General features: G+C 64.2%; 18 protein-coding genes. 4 read left to right on the top strand and 14 right to left on the bottom strand.

Annotation, left to right across the window (positions count from 1 at the left end; all coding sequences use genetic code 11):
• Nucleotides 1–136: 136 nt before the first annotated feature.
• The 8 genes from ACCD03_RS20835 to mutL all read right to left on the bottom strand — a co-directional run bounded on the left by ACCD03_RS20835 (nt 137) and on the right by mutL (nt 7171).
• On the bottom strand, nt 137–400 hold the full coding sequence (locus tag ACCD03_RS20835) for an Ada metal-binding domain-containing protein (RefSeq protein WP_316671424.1): 264 nt from the start codon (nt 398–400) through the stop codon (nt 137–139).
• A 6-nt stretch (nt 401–406) separates the two neighbouring features.
• Nucleotides 407–1492, bottom strand: coding sequence for a bifunctional DNA-binding transcriptional regulator/O6-methylguanine-DNA methyltransferase Ada (gene ada, locus ACCD03_RS20830; RefSeq protein WP_325650782.1), 1086 nt, complete (start codon nt 1490–1492; stop codon nt 407–409).
• A 112-nt stretch (nt 1493–1604) separates the two neighbouring features.
• Nucleotides 1605–2255, bottom strand: a complete 651-nt coding sequence (locus tag ACCD03_RS20825) for a DNA-3-methyladenine glycosylase (protein WP_325650780.1) — start codon at nt 2253–2255, stop codon at nt 1605–1607.
• Between the two features lie 15 nt (nt 2256–2270).
• Nucleotides 2271–2927, bottom strand: coding sequence for a DNA oxidative demethylase AlkB (alkB, locus tag ACCD03_RS20820; protein WP_413412747.1), 657 nt, complete (start codon nt 2925–2927; stop codon nt 2271–2273).
• A gap of 10 nt (nt 2928–2937) precedes the next feature.
• Nucleotides 2938–3678: a 2OG-Fe(II) oxygenase gene (locus tag ACCD03_RS20815; protein ID WP_253538838.1), complete on the bottom strand. Its 741-nt coding sequence runs from the start codon at nt 3676–3678 to the stop codon at nt 2938–2940.
• A gap of 80 nt (nt 3679–3758) precedes the next feature.
• Entirely contained in the window at nt 3759–4286 is a 528-nt protein-coding gene (locus tag ACCD03_RS20810) for a GNAT family N-acetyltransferase (protein WP_253538835.1), read from the bottom strand.
• On the bottom strand, nt 4283–5260 hold the full coding sequence (miaA, locus tag ACCD03_RS20805) for a tRNA (adenosine(37)-N6)-dimethylallyltransferase MiaA (RefSeq protein ID WP_413412746.1): 978 nt from the start codon (nt 5258–5260) through the stop codon (nt 4283–4285). Before miaA ends, ACCD03_RS20810 begins: the two co-directional genes overlap by 4 nt.
• A gap of 3 nt (nt 5261–5263) precedes the next feature.
• Nucleotides 5264–7171 (bottom strand): DNA mismatch repair endonuclease MutL, encoded by a 1908-nt coding sequence (mutL, locus tag ACCD03_RS20800; protein WP_413412745.1) that lies wholly within the window; start codon nt 7169–7171, stop codon nt 5264–5266.
• A 126-nt stretch (nt 7172–7297) separates the two neighbouring features.
• Here mutL and ACCD03_RS20795 point away from each other — a divergent pair, with 126 nt between their 5' ends.
• Nucleotides 7298–7945, top strand: a complete 648-nt coding sequence (locus ACCD03_RS20795) for a VTT domain-containing protein (RefSeq protein WP_037031467.1) — start codon at nt 7298–7300, stop codon at nt 7943–7945.
• 3 nt (nt 7946–7948) lie between these two features.
• On the opposite strand, the gene ACCD03_RS20790 is transcribed toward ACCD03_RS20795, so the two are convergent.
• Both ACCD03_RS20790 and murJ read right to left on the bottom strand, forming a co-directional pair.
• Nucleotides 7949–8794: a SirB1 family protein gene (locus ACCD03_RS20790; protein ID WP_325650767.1), complete on the bottom strand. Its 846-nt coding sequence runs from the start codon at nt 8792–8794 to the stop codon at nt 7949–7951.
• The gene (gene murJ, locus ACCD03_RS20785) at nt 8794–10347 is read right to left on the bottom strand and encodes a murein biosynthesis integral membrane protein MurJ (protein ID WP_325650765.1); all 1554 of its coding nucleotides are present in this window, start codon (nt 10345–10347) and stop codon (nt 8794–8796) included. The genes ACCD03_RS20790 and murJ overlap by 1 nt, the downstream gene beginning before the upstream one ends.
• A 315-nt stretch (nt 10348–10662) precedes the next feature.
• Here murJ and rpsT point away from each other — a divergent pair, with 315 nt between their 5' ends.
• A complete protein-coding gene (gene rpsT / locus ACCD03_RS20780) occupies nt 10663–10929 on the top strand; it encodes a 30S ribosomal protein S20 (protein ID WP_004631753.1) in 267 nt (88 codons plus the stop codon).
• Nucleotides 10930–11073: 144 nt separating this feature from the next.
• Here the strand turns inward: rpsT and ACCD03_RS20775 are convergent, their stop codons facing one another.
• Complete coding sequence (locus ACCD03_RS20775) at nt 11074–11397, bottom strand: DUF3579 domain-containing protein (RefSeq protein ID WP_232040882.1); 324 nt, start codon at nt 11395–11397, stop codon at nt 11074–11076.
• A gap of 368 nt (nt 11398–11765) precedes the next feature.
• Here ACCD03_RS20775 and argF point away from each other — a divergent pair, with 368 nt between their 5' ends.
• Nucleotides 11766–12692: an ornithine carbamoyltransferase gene (gene argF / locus ACCD03_RS20770; RefSeq protein ID WP_024974875.1), complete on the top strand. Its 927-nt coding sequence runs from the start codon at nt 11766–11768 to the stop codon at nt 12690–12692.
• Nucleotides 12693–12776: 84 nt separating this feature from the next.
• On the opposite strand, the gene argG is transcribed toward argF, so the two are convergent.
• From argG to murB, 3 genes are all read right to left on the bottom strand, one after another.
• Nucleotides 12777–14114, bottom strand: a complete 1338-nt coding sequence (argG, locus tag ACCD03_RS20765) for an argininosuccinate synthase (RefSeq protein ID WP_045202694.1) — start codon at nt 14112–14114, stop codon at nt 12777–12779.
• Between the two features lie 42 nt (nt 14115–14156).
• The gene (locus tag ACCD03_RS20760) at nt 14157–14474 is read right to left on the bottom strand and encodes a pyrimidine/purine nucleoside phosphorylase (protein WP_253538825.1); all 318 of its coding nucleotides are present in this window, start codon (nt 14472–14474) and stop codon (nt 14157–14159) included.
• A gap of 149 nt (nt 14475–14623) precedes the next feature.
• Complete coding sequence (gene murB, locus ACCD03_RS20755) at nt 14624–15652, bottom strand: UDP-N-acetylmuramate dehydrogenase (protein ID WP_325650759.1); 1029 nt, start codon at nt 15650–15652, stop codon at nt 14624–14626.
• A gap of 106 nt (nt 15653–15758) precedes the next feature.
• Between murB and ACCD03_RS20750 the strand changes: the two genes are divergently transcribed.
• Nucleotides 15759–16244: a YajQ family cyclic di-GMP-binding protein gene (locus ACCD03_RS20750; RefSeq protein WP_009241389.1), complete on the top strand. Its 486-nt coding sequence runs from the start codon at nt 15759–15761 to the stop codon at nt 16242–16244.
• Nucleotide 16245: the final 1 nt, after the last annotated feature.

The raw sequence follows: 16245 nt of genomic DNA, 5'->3' as shown, positions 1-16245 counted from the left end.
GCCGGGGCGGGCGCGGCAGGCTTGTGTGCGTCGTCGGAGCGGCCACAGCCCGCCAGCGCGAGAGCGGTGAACGCGGCAAGCAGCAGGGGTTTGGTCATGATGTGCGGAGCGTGTCGGCGATGTTCAGCCCACGACTTTACCCGGAACTGACCGATCGTTTCCATGCCGCATACGCCTGGGGCATGCACACCGCGCAGGGCCGGTAGCCAGCGGCACGCGCGTCGGCTTCGTTGAGGAAGAACACGCGGTGGCGCACATAACCGCCGCGCTCGATGGCCCGGCGTGCTGCTGCGCAATCGAGCCGGCCATAGATGCGCGCGCGCCGATGCCCGCCCAGCGTGCCGGGCACGGCGCTCTCATAGGGCTGGCCGCTGGCGCCGATGAGGGTCCACGTTCTCACGTGGTTTCATGCGGCGGATTGCGCCTCGCGTTCCAGTAGCGCCAACTTGCGTTCCACGCCCCAGCGATAGCCCGAGGTGTTGCCGTCCCGGCGGATCACGCGGTGGCACGGGATGGCCACCGCAATGTGATTGGCCGCGCAGGCCTGCGCCACCGCGCGCACCGCCTTGGGCGCGCCGATGCGCGCGGCAATCTCGGCGTAGCTTGTGGTGCTGCCCGGCGGCACTTCACGCAGCGCTTGCCACACGCGCTCCTGGAACGCGGTGCCGCGCACATCCAACGGCAGCTCCAGCCCGATGGATGGCGCTTCGATCAGCCCCACCACCCGAGCCACGAGGTCTTCGAAGCCCGCGTCGCCACCGATGAATTCGGCCTTCCGGAACGTGTCTTGCAGATCGCGCACAAGGGCGTCGGGATCGTCGCCCATCAGGATCGCGCAGATGCCGCGATCGCTCTGCGCCACCAGGATCGAACCAAGTGAGCATTCGCCCACCGCGAAGCGGATCGTCGTCTGTGCGCCGCCTGCGCGGTAGCGGCTGGCCGTCATGCCGAGCACGTTGTCGGACGCCTCGTAGAAGCGGCTGCTGGCGTTGAACCCGGCGTCGTAGATGGCCTCGGTGACGGTGCTGCCGCGCTCCAGCTGCGCGCGCAGCTTGCGGGCACGATGCGCATCGGCGTAACCCTTGGGCGTGAGGCCCGTGACGCTCTTGAACAGGCGATGGAAGTGATACGGGCTCAGCCCGGCGTCTTGCGCGAGCGCGTCGAGCGTGGGCGGCGTGTCGGCTGCTTCGATGCGGCGGCAGGCCTGTGCGACAAGCGCGGTTTGCTGCGCGCGCACGGTGGTCTGATCCGGCGCGGCGCGGCGGCTCGGGCGATAACCGGCGGCTTCAGCGTCGGCCGGCGTGTCGAAGAATTCGACGTTTTCCGGGCGCGGCAGGCGCGACGGGCTGCTCGGCTGGCAATACACGCCGGTGGTCTTCACCGCATAGACGAATTGCCCGTCGGCAGAGGGGTCGCGCGCCAGCACGCGAGCCCAGCGCGGGTCGTGTGCAACGAGGGTGGTGTCCGGTACGGTGCGGGCGGAGGTTTGCATGGCGTCATCCAGTGGACTGCGATGACTGTACTGTAGGTACGTCCGTCTGGCCGGGCACTCCGGGTCTTGCGGTCAAATTCGATGCCTCGTTCGCGTCACCCGTCCTATGCGTTCACGAGCGTGAAGCGTTGGCAGGCACCCGCCACAAATACCAGGCCGCGACGGTTCGATATGGGCTCCATGCGAGGCCGAGCTTTTCCATCTGGTTGCGCGTGGGTGTGGACTCGAGGCGCTTCAGGCGGCGATAACCGTCGCGTACGCCGAAATCATCCGCAGGCAGGATGTCGGAGCGCTCCAGCGTGTAGATCAGCAGCATTTCGACCGTCCATCGGCCAACCCCGCGCAGGGTCACCAGCCGATCGATGAGCGCTTCGTCTGACATGGTCTGCGCGTGTTCGCGCGTGGGCACGACGCCGTCGAGGGCGGCTTGTGCAATGCCGCGAATGGTCGCCAGTTTGGTCGCAGAGAAACCGCAGGCGCGCAGCGCTGCCTCGTCTGTGGCGAGCACCTGCTGCGGTGCGGGAAAAGCGGCGGCCGGATACAGCGCGAGGAAACGTCCGAGGATGGCGTCACCGGCCTTGGCGTGCAACTGTTGATAGGCGATCGCGCGGATCAGCGCTTCATAAGGTTCGCGCGCAGGCTTGGCGGTGTGGCGGCAGGGGCCGATGGCGGCAATATGGCGGGCCCAGTCTTCGTCCAGCGTGGCCAGGAATGTTGCGGCTTGCCGGTAGGCGCTTTCGGACAGGTCTGCGGCAATGGTCATGCGCTGATTTGCCGGTCAGCCGGCTTTGCGGAACGTGAGGTTGATGCGCTGGCTGCCCAGCAGCGTATGCGGGTGGTCTTTGAGCGGCGCAACGCCGTGATAGCGCAGGCGATCCGGGCCACCCCAGACGACGACATCGCCGTGAAAAAGGGGAATGCGCTGCGCCTTGTCTGCGCGGCGATGTCCGCCAAACAGGAAGACCGCCGGCATGCCAAGCGACACGGAGACGATGGGCGCGCCGTAATCCTGTTCGTCCTTGTCCTGGTGCAGCGACATGCGGGCGCCAGGCACATAGCGGTTGATGAGGCAGGCGTCTGGCGTGAAGGTGGGGAAGCCCGCTTCAGCGGCGGCGTTACGCGCCAGGCGCAGGAACATATCGGGCAGCGGCGGCCACGCGGCTCCCGTGAGCGGGTCGAGCGTGGAATAACGGTAGCCGCGGCGGTCTGAGGTCCAGCCCAGCGTGCCGCTGTTGGTGAGCGCGACCGACATTTCGAAGCCGCCCGGCGTGACCATGTGACGGAACACTGCCTGCTGTGCGATGGTGTGTACCGCAGCGAGCAGGGCCGGCGCATCCGCCAGCGCAAAGCCACGGAACACAAAGGCCGCCTCGCCGAGCGCGATGCGCGCGTCGTCAGCGGGTGCGTGGTCGGCAAACAGGTCCCCGGTCGTCATGGTGAGCTGGCTATAGCGCGTCGTGGAAGATGATGCCCACAGTATGCCGCTGGCCCGAGCGCAGGCGGCTCACGCCGTGGCGCATGTTCACGCGGTACGTGCCGCGCGTGCCTTGTACGGGGCGATGGTGCACCGCAAAGACCACTGCATCGCCTTTGCGCAGTGGCACCACCTCGGGCCGCGATTGCATCCGAGGGCGCTGCTCCGTCATGACGAACTCGCCGCCGGTGAAATCGACACCGGGTTCGGACAGCAGGATGGCCACCTGCAGCGGGAAGACGTGCTCGCCATAGAGGTCTTGGTGCAGGCAGTTGTAGTCGCCGGGGCCGTACTGCAGGATCAGCGGCGTGGGGCGCAACTGGCCGGCTTCGTGACAGCGGCGCAGGAAATCGGCGTGCTTGGCTGGATAGCGCACGTCGATGTCCATGACTTGGTTCCAGCGGTTGGCGATGGTCGCCAGTGGCGGGTAGAGCGACGTGCGCAACTGCGCGACCAGGTCCGGCAGCGGATACGCGAAGTATTGGTATTCACCGCGCCCGAAGCCATGGCGCTCCATCACCACGCGCGAGCGGTACAGGCGATCCTGCGGATACAGCGCGGCCAGGGCGTCGCACGCGTCATGCGTGAGCAGGCTGGGCAACACGGCGCTGCCGACCTCATTGAGGGCGTCCTCAACGGCATGCCAGTCGATGTCATCAAAATTGGGATGGCGCCCCGCGCTGACATGCGCGGCGGCAGTGGAAGGCGGCATATGCGCTCCTTTCGGAGATTCAATATGCCAAGCCTACGCTCACGGGAGTGCGCGCGGCACTCCGGAGCTTGCGGTCAAATTCAGGCCTGTGCGGCCAGGCTGGCGGGCATGGTCGTGGCGGCCAGCTTGGTCAGCGCGTCGCCGGTGGCGCGGCAGATGCGCCACTCGGGCAGCACATCCGCGCCCATGGCTTCGTAGAAAGCGATGGAGGGCGCGTTCCAATCGAGCACGCTCCATTCGAAGCGGCCACAGTCCCGCTCTTGCGCTAGACGCGCGAGGTGGATCAGGAGTGCCTTGCCGATGCCCAGGCCGCGGTATTCGGGCTCCACGAACAGGTCTTCCAGATACAGGCCCGGCTTGCACAGGAAGGTCGAGAAGTTGTGGAAGAACAGAGCAAAGCCCACGGCGCGGCCGTCGACTTCCGCCAGCACCGCCTCGCAATACGGGCGCGGCCCGAACAGCATCGTCGCCAGCGCGTCAGGCGTGGTCTGCACGAGGTGCGTGAGCTTTTCGTACTCGGCCAGCGCAGAGATCAGGCGCACGAGCGAGGCGCAGTCATCCGGTGTGGCAGGGCGCAGCGTGAAGCGGGTCGCTGTGGTGACGGTCATGGTGATTGCGATTCCAGTGAGGTTTGGACCAGGCGCGCGACCTGGTCGACGTAATCGGGCGCGAGGCAATCGACCACGTGCCGCTCGGGCGTGCTGCGCAGCCACGTGATCTGGCGCTTGCAGAGTTGGCGCGTGGCTGCGATGCCTTGCTCGCGCAGCGTCGCCATGTTGATTTCGCCTTCGAGGTAAGCCCACGCTTGGCGATACCCCACGCAGCGGATGGACGGCAGCGTGGGCGAAAGATCGCCCCGGCGGCGCAAGCGCTCCACCTCGTCGAGCAGGCCGCCGGCGAGCATCGCATCAAAGCGCTGCGCGATGCGCGCATGCAGAACGAGGCGGTCGGAGGGCTCCAGCGCGATCGTCAGATACGGCGCCGCTGCATCGTGCTGCTGGAACGCATTCGCGCCAGCCTCGCGGGCGAGCAGGGCAGACATCGGCTGACCGGTCAGCCGATACAGTTCGAGCGCACGTTGGATGCGCTGCGAATCGGTCGCGTGCAATCGCGCAGCCGTCACCGGATCGACCAGTGCGAGCTTCGCGTGCAGCGCCGGCCAGCCATCGCGCGTCGCTTCGGCATCGATTTCCGCGCGGATGGCAGGATCGGCGCCGGGCAAATCGGAGAGGCCTTGCGTGAGCGCCTTGTAGTACAGCATCGTGCCGCCGACGATCAGCGGCAGCCGGCCGCGTGCGCGGATGGCGTCGATCAGCGCGCTCGCATCATTGGCAAACTGCGCGGCGGAATACGCATCGAGCGGATCAATGATGTCGATCAGGTGATGCGGCGCGATGGCCTGTTCTTCGGCACTGGGCTTGGCCGTGCCGATGTCCATGCCGCGATACACCAGCGCGGAATCCATGCTGATGATCTCGACCGGCCAGCGCTCGGCCAGCTTCAATGCGGCGGCGGTCTTGCCGGACGCCGTGGGCCCCAGCAGGCAAATCGCGCGCGGTGCGCTTGCAGCAGATGCGGTCATCGGTTACTGGCCGCGCAGGAACAGGCGATCCAGGTCAGCCACGGTCAACTGGATCCACGTCGGGCGGCCGTGGTTGCATTGGTCGGCGCGTTCGGTGGCTTCCATCTGGCGCAGCAGTGCGTTCATCTCGTCCAGGTTCAGGCGGCGGTTGGCGCGCACTGCAGAGTGGCACGCCAGCGTGGCGAGCAGCTCGTTCTGACGTTCGGCCAGCACGCGCGAGCCGCCGTAGGCGTGAAGATCGCGCAGCACGTCGCGTGCGAGTGCCTGGGCATCGGCCTTCTGCAGCAGCGTTGGCACCGATCGCACGGCCAGCGTCGTGGGTGACACGGCAGAGATATCGAAGCCGAGCAGCGTAAGCGTGTCGCGGAATTCCTCTGCGGTGCCGATCTCCACCGGGCTTGCGGCAAACGTGACCGGAATCAGCAGCGGCTGCACTTCGACGCGCTTGGTTTCGAGCGCCGCCTTGAGCTGTTCGTAGAGGATGCGCTCGTGCGCGGCATGCATGTCGACGAGCACCATGCCGCGCGTGTTCTGCGCCAGCACGTAGATGCCGTGCAACTGAGCCACGGCAAAGCCCAGCGGATGAGCATCCTCGTCATCGGCGTGTTGCGCAGCGGGCGGTTCTGCAACGGCGGCGAGCGCTTGGACAGTCGTGGTGCCGCCGTCGAATAACGTTGCGGCGCTCGGCACATCGGTCATCCACGCGGGGCGGCTCGCCGGCATGGGCGCGCTATCGCCGCGCATCATCGACAGGTATTCCGCACGCGGTTGCGCAATGCCGAGCGACGTCTGCCGCGCGGCCATCTGGTTGATCCAACGCGTGGTGTTGTCGGCGGGCGAGGGCGTCGTCGTGACCCCAGCAATCTCGGGCGCATCGGCGATGTCGGTGCGCAGACTGTCGCCCTGTTCGCCGGCGTGGCGGGACAGCGCGCGTTGTACCGCGTGATAGACAAACTGGTGCACCGCGCGGCTGTCGCGGAAGCGCACCTCGATCTTGGATGGATGCACGTTCACGTCCACCGCTTCGGGCGGCAACTCCAGGCAGAGCACGTAGGCGGGGAAACGGTCGCCGTGCAGCACGTCTTCATAGGCGCTGCGCACGGCGTGCGTGAGCAGGCGGTCGCGCACGAATCGGCCGTTGACGTAGAAGAACTGATGATCAGCCCGGCCGCGCGAGGCGGTCGGCAGGCCGGCAAAGCCAAACAAACGCAGTTCGCCGGCAGATTCTTCGAAGGGCAATCGCGCACGGGCGAATTCGGTACCGAGTACGGCGGCGGTGCGCGAGTCTGCCTGCGTGGCGTTCCAATGCTCCAGCGGTTTCCCGTTGTGATGCACGGAGATGGCCACGTCGGGCCGCGCTAGCGCGGTGCGGCGGATGACCTCCATGCAGTGGCCCAGCTCGGTCTGCTCGGTCTTGAGGAATTTGCGGCGCGCCGGCGTGTTGAAGTACAGATGCTGCACATCAACCGTGGTGCCGACGCCGCCCGAAGCCGGCTGCGCTCGCCCGGTTTGCGCAATGATTTGCGTGGCGTGAGCGTCGTTTGCTGTGCGCGACGTGAGCGTCAGTTCCGCCACCGAGGCAATCGAGGCCAGCGCCTCGCCTCGAAACCCCAGCGTCGCCACCGATTCCAGCTCTTCCAGCGAGCCGATCTTGCTGGTCGCATGCCGCATCAGCGCGACGGGCAGTTCGCCCGCCGGAATGCCGCCGCCGTTGTCGGTGATGGCAATGCGCCGCACGCCGCCTTCCTCCAGCTTGATCTGGAGCTGCGTGGCGCCGGCATCCAGCGCGTTTTCCAGCAGCTCCTTGACCACGGATGCCGGCCGTTCGACCACCTCGCCGGCCGCGATCTGGCTGATCAGCTGGTCGGGAAGCGGGCGGATGGGGCGGCGGGAAGTCGAGGCGGAAGTCATCGCGGCATTATAAATGTCACGCCCTGTGCGGCGCACCGACGCAAGCCCGGCAAGCGCAAGGGGAAAATTAATTGACATCCGGTATCATTCCCCGCTGCTCAATCGGGGGTTGGTTTGGATATCGTGATGCAACTGGTCGACATCGTTCTGCATGTCGACAAATCGTTGGGACTGCTCATTCAGCAGTACGGCGCGTGGGTCTACGTGCTGCTGTTCGCCATCGTCTTTGCCGAGACCGGCTTGGTGGTGCTGCCATTCCTGCCGGGCGACACGCTGCTCTTCATTGCTGGCGCGATGTGCGCCACGGGCCAGATGGACGCCTGGCTGCTCATCGTGCTGCTGGTGACTGCCGCGGTAACGGGCAATACCGTTAACTACTTCGTCGGTTCATGGATCGGGCCCAAGGTATTCGACGGTCACATCCGCTTCCTTGATCACCAAGCGCTGCTTAGGACACACGCCTTCTACGAGCGCCATGGCGGCAAAATGCTGGTAATGGCACGCTTCATTCCGGTGGTGCGTACGTTCGCGCCGTTCGTGGCGGGCGTGTCGAAGATGACGTTCGCCAAATTCCAGCTGTTCAATATGATCGGCGCCGTGCTGTGGGTCGGCTTGTTGGTGCTGACCGGCGACCTGTTCGGTAACGTGCCGATCATCCGCGAGCACCTGAACACCATTGTGCTGATCGGTCTGGGTGCGGCGATTGTGCCGCTGATGCTGGGCGGGCTGTGGAAGTTGCTCAAGCGCCGCCGCGGCGCCGTCGCGCAGAAGTAAGCGTCAGTTCAGGTTCTTGCTCATGGCGCGCAGCGTTGGCATGCGCTCCTTGAGCTTGGCCGTGTCGGCTGCATCTGGCCGCGCGTCCACGTAGGCTTCCAGGTCTTCCAGCGCGGGTCGGAAGCATTCCAGGTTGGCGTAGGCCAACCCACGGTCGCGCACCTCCTCGATCGAATCGGGCAGCAGAATCACCAAGCGCTGCTGCACCGCCAGCAGGCGTTGCCAGCGCGACTCCTGCAGATAGATCGCCTTCAGATTGCGCAGCATGCGCGCGATGATCTCGCGGTGCGTGGCCACCTGCAGGAACACCCCGAGCGGCACCGAGTTCGGGTCTTCGATGCCTTCCTTCTCGAGGTACGGGTCGAGCATGTCCTGCAACTCTTCCTTCGACAACGTCTGACCCGTCAGCGGATCGAGCACGACCTCGCCTGCAGGAATGCTCATGCGCACCAGGAAGTGGTTCGGAAAAGACACGCCCTTGAGGGGCAGGCCAATCTGCTGGCCGATCTCCATCAGCAGCACCGCCAACGAGATCGGAATGCCGCGCCGGCCTTGCAGCACGGTATTCAGATAGGAATTCTCGGGATCGTAGTAATCGTTTGCATTGGGCCCAAAGCCCAGCTCGCGATAGAAAAACTGATTGAGCAGGCGCAGGCGCTGGATGGCCGGCGTGCCGTCGGCGATGCGGTTCTTGATCCGCGCGACGAGCACGTCGATGGCGGCCAACTCTGCCTGCAGGTCCAGATCCGGATACGCGTCCTGCGCAATTGACAGGGCGGTTTCTGTGAGTGGGATGCTGTCGTCGTCCGCGACCAGGGCCGAAAAATAATCGAGGACTTTAGTGGTCATCAGATGGCCTTTTTTCGGAACGTGGAAAACTTCAATCCGGTGAGCCACAGTGTACCGAAATAGACCACCGCGCACAGGACCAGGCTTGCCCCCAGCAGCGCGATGCGCACGAGCGGCTTGGCACCCAATCCCACCCAATCAAAATTGTGCGCAAGCCACAGCAGCACGCCCGCCAGCAGCAGTACGGCCGACATCACCTGCGCGATGAACAGACCCCAGCCCGGCAGCGGGTGGTAATAGCCGCGACGACGCAGGCCGAAGAACAGCAGCGCCGCATTGATCGTCGCGCCAAAGCTGATCGACAGTGCCAGCCCCGCATGGCCGAAAATCGGCACGAAGATATAGTTGGACAGCTGCGTCGCCACGAGCACCACCAGCGCGATCTTCACCGGCGTGCGGATGTCCTGCCGCGCATAGAAGCCCGGCGCCAGGATCTTGATGACGATCAGCCCGACCAGCCCCACGCCGTACGACGTCAGCGCCTGGCGTGTCATCTCGACGTCCATGCCGGTGAATTTGCCGTAGTGAAACAGCGTGGCCGTGAGTGGCGCGCCAAACACGAACAGCCCCACCGCCGACGGCACTGCGAGCAGCACCGTCAGCCGCAGGCCCCAGTCGAGCAGCGACGAGTACTCTTCACGGTTGTTGTCGGCGCTTGCCTTCGACAGGCTTGGCAGCAGGATCGTCCCGAGCGCCACACCCAGCAGTGCGGTCGGGAATTCCATCAGCCGGTCTGCGTAGTTCAGCCACGACACGCTGCCCGTTGGCAGGCGCGATGCAATGTTGGTGTTGATGATCAGGCTGATCTGCGCGACCGACACCGACAGCGTGGCCGGCAGCATCTGCTTAAGCACGCGCCGCACGCCCGGGTGGTGCCACGCTTGTCGCACATTGAATGACACGCGCGGCAGCATGCCTACGCGGCGCAATGATGGAAACTGAATGGCCAACTGCAGGATGCCGCCCACCACCACCGCATAGGCCTGCGCGTAGATGGGCGTTTCAAGATATGGCGCCACAAACACCGCGGCCACGATGAACGACAGGTTCAGCAACACCGGCGTGAAAGCGGGCACCGCAAATTGCCGCCACGTATTCAGAATGCCCGACGCCAGCGCCACCAACGACACGAGCCCGATGTACGGAAACATCACGCGCGTCATGAAGATCGCCGAGATATAGGCTTGGTTCTCGTGCGCCTTGAAGCCCGTCGCGACAGCGGTGACGATCAACGGGGCACCGATCACGCCCAGCGCCGAGATGACCACCAGGAACCACGTCATCACCGTGGCCACCGAGTCGACCAATGCGCGTGTTTCGGTTTCCCCTTGGCGATTCTTGAATTCGCCCAGGATCGGCACGAACGCTTGGGAGAACGCGCCCTCCGCCGAAAGCCGGCGTAGCAGGTTCGGGATGCGGAAGGCGACGTTGAAGGCATCGGTGTACACCGATGCACCAAAGGCACGGGCGATCAGCGTCTCGCGAATGAGCCCCGTGATGCGCGAGAGCATCGTCAGGCCGCTGATCGTGGCGAGTGTTTTGAGGAGATTCAAGATGAATGCTTGGTTGGGCGCCGTCTGGGAGGCAAACACGGCGATGGCGGTCTGACCGATGGCGCCATGCGGGGTTCGCGCCCGGCGTGACTGACGTGACCGGAGGGCACAATTGCGGCCGTATTATAGGGACCGGCTCGTCATGCGCCCAAAAGTGCCGCAAAAGCCGCAAACTGCCGTCATCCGGGCGATTTCACAACAGGGTTTGCGTTGGGCGCGGAAGTCTGCGTATAATTGCCGTCTTTCACCAATTTGCGCGCTTCGGCCTTCCGTGTCTCCCGGGGCGCTTGCTACCGTTTCTTCAGGGATTTTTCCATGGCAAACACCGCACAAGCACGCAAGCGCGCACGCCAAGCCGTCGTTCAGAACGCTCACAACTCGGCTCTGCGCTCGCGTCTGCGTACCGCAATCAAGGGCGTCCGCAAGGCTGTGGCCGCTGGCGACAAGACTGCTGCCGCTGCTGCATTCAAGACCGCCCAAAGCACGATCGACAGCATCGCTGACAAGAAGATCGTCCACAAGAACAAGGCTGCACGCGCCAAGTCGCGTCTGTCCGCTGCCATCAAGGCAATGGCTGCCTAAGTTCGGGTGATGCCGGCCTAGCCGGCATGGTGCGACACGCAACGTCGCGCTCCGACGATAAAAAAGCCCGTCTTTAGGCGGGCTTTTTGCATTCTGCGCGCTCCCAATGTGCGAGGCGCCGAGTGGAGCGGCGTTCTTAGGGGATCAGGCTTTCGCGGGCGTGCCGCCTTCGGGCAGGATGCAGGCTTCCACGAGCTGCAGATTGTTGTCGTGCGCGAAGTTCAGCACGAAATCCAGGGCCTTGGGTTCGATGTCACGCAGGCGCTCGTCGACGAACACGCTGCGGATGCCGCCCGACATGACCGGGCGCACATAGGGGGAGTAGGTGAAGCGGGGGTCTCCGGAATCACCGGCGGGTCGGAACTGCGCCATCACACCGCACAGCCGATCGGCCCAGTCGCTCGGGCGGAAGGTCTTTCCGTCGCGGGTGACGCCCTGGATAAAGAATTGGCGGGGGTTGGCTGCCATGGACTGCGTGGGGCTGTGGAGATTTGCAAACGACTTCGACCGTGCGGGTGCTGCAACGTTCGAGCGGGGTGCACTTGTGGTGCGGATGATGCGCCTGCCTGGTTGCCGATTCGTGAACCGGACGGGCCGGCTCGTTGTGCCGGTTTGCGGACGGTTGGAGCATCCGAGGCAGCCAGTATTATATCTTATATAAGACTTTCATCGGCCTTTCACCAGGGCCTTTATGGTAGCCGCCCGCGCAGGCGCGAAACTCGCCAAATGGGTGGCGATCCCGTATGATGGACTGAATCTTCAACAGGCAAGGCGGCTAGGGCGACGTGTCACGGGATGTTCCCGGTGCGTCATCTGCAGGCCGCCTTCGTTGTTTTATGAACCCACCAAGCTCGATCAAGCACTACCTGCAGTTCAAGGACTTTTCGCTGGAAGAGTACGAATACCTGCTGGACCGTTCCGCGATCCTCAAGGCCAAGTTCAAGAACTACGAGACGTGGCACCCGCTGCACGACCGCACGCTGGCCATGATCTTCGAGAAGAATTCCACGCGTACGCGCCTGTCGTTCGAAGCTGGCATTCACCAGCTTGGCGGCCACGCGGTCTTCCTGAACACGCGCGATTCCCAACTGGGGCGCGGTGAGCCGATCGAAGACGCCGCGCAGGTCATCTCGCGTATGACCGACATCATCATGATCCGCACCTTCGGGCAGGAGATCATCGAACGGTTTGCCGCGCATTCGCGCGTGCCTGTCATCAACGGGCTGACCAACGAATACCACCCGTGCCAGGTGCTGGCCGACATCTTCACCTTCATCGAGCAGCGGGGCCCCATCAAGGGCAAGACCGTCACGTGGGTGGGCGATGCCAACAACATGGCGTACACGTGGATCCAGGCGGCTGAGATTCTGGGTTTCCGCTTCCATTTTTCTGCACCGAAGGGCTATCAGCTTGATCCGGCCATGGTGGCCGATTCCGCTTTGCCGTTTGTGCACGTGTTCGAAAGCCCGCTCGAAGCCTGCGATGGCGCGCATCTGGTGACCACCGACGTGTGGACCAGCATGGGCTACGAAGCCGAGAACGAAGCGCGCAAGAAAGCCTTTGGCGACTGGATGGTCACCGAGGCGATGATGCAGCGCGCGCAACCCGATGCGCTGTTCATGCACTGCCTGCCCGCGCACCGCGGCGAGGAAGTCGAGGCAGCCGTCATCGACGGTAAGCAAAGCGTCGTGTGGGATGAGGCGGAAAACCGCCTGCACGTGCAGAAGGCGCTGATGGAATACCTGCTCTGCGGGCGCTATTGAGCCCAGCAGCCCAAGTCTGCAGTCATGAAAAAGGCCGCTCCGATTGACGTCGGAGCGGCCTTTTTGCTTTGACGCGGCAGGTAGTTACTTCTTGCCGCCGTCGAGCTGGGGCAGTGCGTTGGCGGTACCCAGCGACAGCAGGCCAGCCTTCGAATAGATGGCCAGCTTGTCGCGCGTGTCCATCAGGTCCAGGTTGCGCATGGTCAGTTGGCCGATGCGGTCGGCGGGGCTGAACGGTGCGTCTTCGACCTTCTCCATCGACAGACGCTCAGGTGCGTAGGTCAGGTTCGGCGATTCGGTGTTCAGGATCGAGTAGTCGTTGCCGCGACGCAGTTCCAGCGTGACGGTGCCGGTCACAGCGCGAGCGACCCAGCGCTGGGCAGTTTCGCGCAGCATGATCGCTTGCGGGTCGAACCAGCGGCCTTGGTACAGCAGACGGCCGAGGCGCAGGCCGTTGATGCGGTACTGCTCGATGGTGTCTTCGTTGTGGATGCCGGTCACCAGGCGTTCGTAGGCGATGTGCAGCAGCGCCATGCCCGGGGCTTCGTAGATGCCGCGGCTCTTGGCTTCGATGATGCGGTTTTCGATCTGGTCGCTCATGCCCAGGCCGTGGCGGCCGCCGATGCGATTCAGCTCCAGGAACATCTCCACCGGGTCGGCGATTTCGCGGCCGTTGACGGCGACCGGACGGCCTTCGTCGAAGGTGACCGACACTTCTTCCGCCTTGACCTCGACTTCCGGCTTCCAGAACGCCACGCCCATGATCGGGTTGACGATGCGGATGCCGCTGTTCAGGTGCTCCAGATCCTTGGCCTCGTGCGTGGCGCCCAGCATGTTGCTGTCCGTCGAGTAGGCCTTTTCGGCGCTCATCTTGTAGCCGAAACCTTCCTTGGTCATGAAGGCCGACATTTCGGCGCGGCCGCCCAGCTCGTCGATGAAGGCCTGGTCCAGCCACGGCTTGTAGATCTTCAGTGCCGGGTTGGTCAGCAGGCCGTAGCGGTAGAAACGCTCGATGTCGTTGCCCTTGAAGGTCGAGCCGTCGCCCCAGATGTTGACGTCGTCTTCCTTCATGGCGGCGACCAGCATGGTGCCGGTCACGGCGCGGCCCAGCGGCGTGGTGTTGAAGTACGTGATGCCGCCGGTGCTGATGTGGAAGGCGCCGGCCTGGATGGCGGCAATCCCTTCATTGGCCAGTTGCGGGCGGCACTCGATCAGGCGGGCCTTCTCTGCACCGTACTCCATGGCCTTGCGCGGGATGGCATCGTAGTCTTCTTCGTCGGGCTGGCCGAGATTGGCGGTGTAGGCGTAGGGCAGAGCGCCTTTGTTCTTCATCCAGCGCAGCGCGGCGCTGGTGTCGAGACCGCCCGAGAAGGCAATGCCGACTTTCTGGCCGACGGGAACGTGTTGCAGGATGGTTTCCATACTCTTTCTCTTCAGATGATCGCTGCTGGCGCTTAGGCGCGCTTAGGCATAGTGGCAGATGTAGTGGTAGGCCTCGGTCACCCGAATGTCGAACTTCGAGTTGGCCGGAACCTGGAAGCTTTCGCCGGCGGCGGACGTCTTCCACTCATCGGTGCCGTCGAGCTTGTATTCGCACGAACCGCCCACGCACTCCATGATCTCGGCGGCGGCCGTGCCGAAGGTCAGCGTGGCCGGCAGCACCACCCCCACGGACTTCTTGGTGCCGTCGGGCAGGGTAAAGCTGTGGCTGACGCACTTTCCGTCAAAGTACACATTGGCCTTGGTGGTCAGGCGGACGCCGTCAAAGGTTTCGGTGGTCATGAAATGGAACGCGAAAAGGGAAGTCGTAGGGTCAAACCAGCCATTTTAGGCCATTGGGTCGACCGCGGGTACGTCAGGCGAGGGTTGCCTGAGGTCAGGCCTCGCGGGATGTGGCGCAAGGTGCTCAAGAAGCACGTCCGCCGGGTCGTTCACACCACCACGGGTTCGGGTTCGATGCGCACGCCAAAGCGCGCTTGAACCGCGTCCTGGATCTCACGCGCCAGCGTCATCAACTGGACCGCGCTACCGCCGCCACGGTGCACCAGCACCAGCGCCTGCTTTTCATACACGCCCACCGCGCCGCTCTGCCGGCCCTTGAAGCCGCATTGATCGATTAACCAGCCGGCGGCGAGCTTGTAAGTGCCGTCCGGCTGCGCATACCCGACCAGATTCGGGAAGCGCGCAACCAGCGCATCGCGCGTGGCGGCATCGACGATGGGGTTCTTGAAGAAGCTGCCCGCGTTGCCGATCTCCGCCGGGTCGGGCAGCTTGCGGCGGCGGATGGTGACCACCGCATCGAAGATGTCCTGCGCCGTCGGGCTCGCGATGTTTTGCGCGGCCAGCTCGCGTGCGAGTTCGGCGTAGTGCATGTCGGGCTGCCAGTCGACTGGCAGGGCGAAGGTGACCTCGGTGATGATGTAGCGATCGGCACCGGCGCGTTTGAAGACGCTGTCGCGGTAGCCAAAGGCGCAATCGGCGGCGGTAAGGGTGACGAACTCGCCGGCGTGGCGGTCGTATGCGCGCAGGGAGTGGAAGCGGTCCTTGATCTCGACGCCGTATGCGCCGATGTTCTGGATGGGCGCCGCGCCCACCGTACCGGGAATCAGCGCGAGGTTTTCCAGCCCAGGCAAGCCATGAGAGACGGTGTGAGCCACCAGGCCGTGCCACGATTCGCCGCCGCCTGCGGTGACGGTGTGGACTTCGCGGCCATCGACCGTGCTTCGGCCGGCGGCGATGCCCGGAATCTCCATCAGCAGCACGAGGCCTTCGAAATCGCGCGTGAGCACGACGTTGCTGCCACCACCCAGCACCAGCACAGGCAGGCCCTGCACGCGCGGGTCGGCCAGCGCCGCGGGAATGTCTTCCGGCGTGCGCACGTGCGCGGCGTAGCGGGCAGTGGCCTCAAAACGGAACGTGTTGTGCTGGCCTAGGGGATAATGCGTGTCGAGCAACGCCATGGCGCCAAATCTGCTGGGAAAGCCGAGATTATAGAAGCCATGGCGCACGCGGCACCCGCAAAGAAGCGCCGCAGCAACCCGAATTCAAGTCTGCAAGGAGAACACGATGCCGTCGTTTGACGTGGTATGCGAAGCCAACATGGTGGAAGTGAAGAACGCCGTGGAACAGGCCAACAAAGAGATTTCGACGCGATTCGACTTCAAGGGCTCGGACTCCCGGGTCGAGCACAAGGAGCAGGAACTGACCTTGTTTGCCGATGACGATTTCAAGATCGGCCAGGTGAACGATGTGCTGATGAACAAGCTCGCCAAGCGCAACGTCGACGTGCGCTTCCTTGACTATCAAGACAAGCAGAAGATCGGCGGCGACAAGATGAAGCAGGTCGTCAAGATCAAGAAGGGCGTCTCTGGCGACTTGGCCAAGAAGATCGTCAAGACGATCAAGGACAGCAAGATCAAGGTGCAGGCAAGCATTCAGGGCGATGCGGTGCGTGTGACCGGCGCCAAGCGGGATGACCTGCAAAGCGTGATCGCCATGCTGCGCAAGGACGTGAGCGACACGCCGCTGGATTTCAATAACTTCCGCGACTGAG

Source organism: Ralstonia sp. Ralssp135 (assembly GCF_047304345.1).
Classification (GTDB): Bacteria; Pseudomonadota; Gammaproteobacteria; order Burkholderiales; family Burkholderiaceae; genus Ralstonia; species Ralstonia chuxiongensis.
This window is presented reverse-complemented; position numbering and strand designations above follow the sequence as displayed.

What these genes read in the sequence shown, in the direction of transcription:
- rpsT (WP_004631753.1), top strand. Translation starts at nt 10,663, where the DNA reads ATGGCAAACACCGCACAAGCACGCAAGCGCGCACGCCAAGCCGTCGTT.
- ACCD03_RS20775 (WP_232040882.1), bottom strand. Translation starts at nt 11,397, where the DNA reads ATGGCAGCCAACCCCCGCCAATTCTTTATCCAGGGCGTCACCCGCGAC.
- alkB (WP_413412747.1), bottom strand. Translation starts at nt 2,927, where the DNA reads ATGACGACCGGGGACCTGTTTGCCGACCACGCACCCGCTGACGACGCG.
- murB (WP_325650759.1), bottom strand. Translation starts at nt 15,652, where the DNA reads ATGGCGTTGCTCGACACGCATTATCCCCTAGGCCAGCACAACACGTTC.
- ada (WP_325650782.1), bottom strand. Translation starts at nt 1,492, where the DNA reads ATGCAAACCTCCGCCCGCACCGTACCGGACACCACCCTCGTTGCACAC.
- argF (WP_024974875.1), top strand. Translation starts at nt 11,766, where the DNA reads ATGAACCCACCAAGCTCGATCAAGCACTACCTGCAGTTCAAGGACTTT.
- miaA (WP_413412746.1), bottom strand. Translation starts at nt 5,260, where the DNA reads ATGACCGCATCTGCTGCAAGCGCACCGCGCGCGATTTGCCTGCTGGGG.
- mutL (WP_413412745.1), bottom strand. Translation starts at nt 7,171, where the DNA reads ATGACTTCCGCCTCGACTTCCCGCCGCCCCATCCGCCCGCTTCCCGAC.
- ACCD03_RS20760 (WP_253538825.1), bottom strand. Translation starts at nt 14,474, where the DNA reads ATGACCACCGAAACCTTTGACGGCGTCCGCCTGACCACCAAGGCCAAT.
- ACCD03_RS20790 (WP_325650767.1), bottom strand. Translation starts at nt 8,794, where the DNA reads ATGACCACTAAAGTCCTCGATTATTTTTCGGCCCTGGTCGCGGACGAC.
- argG (WP_045202694.1), bottom strand. Translation starts at nt 14,114, where the DNA reads ATGGAAACCATCCTGCAACACGTTCCCGTCGGCCAGAAAGTCGGCATT.
- ACCD03_RS20810 (WP_253538835.1), bottom strand. Translation starts at nt 4,286, where the DNA reads ATGACCGTCACCACAGCGACCCGCTTCACGCTGCGCCCTGCCACACCG.
- ACCD03_RS20795 (WP_037031467.1), top strand. Translation starts at nt 7,298, where the DNA reads ATGCAACTGGTCGACATCGTTCTGCATGTCGACAAATCGTTGGGACTG.
- ACCD03_RS20750 (WP_009241389.1), top strand. Translation starts at nt 15,759, where the DNA reads ATGCCGTCGTTTGACGTGGTATGCGAAGCCAACATGGTGGAAGTGAAG.
- ACCD03_RS20825 (WP_325650780.1), bottom strand. Translation starts at nt 2,255, where the DNA reads ATGACCATTGCCGCAGACCTGTCCGAAAGCGCCTACCGGCAAGCCGCA.
- ACCD03_RS20815 (WP_253538838.1), bottom strand. Translation starts at nt 3,678, where the DNA reads ATGCCGCCTTCCACTGCCGCCGCGCATGTCAGCGCGGGGCGCCATCCC.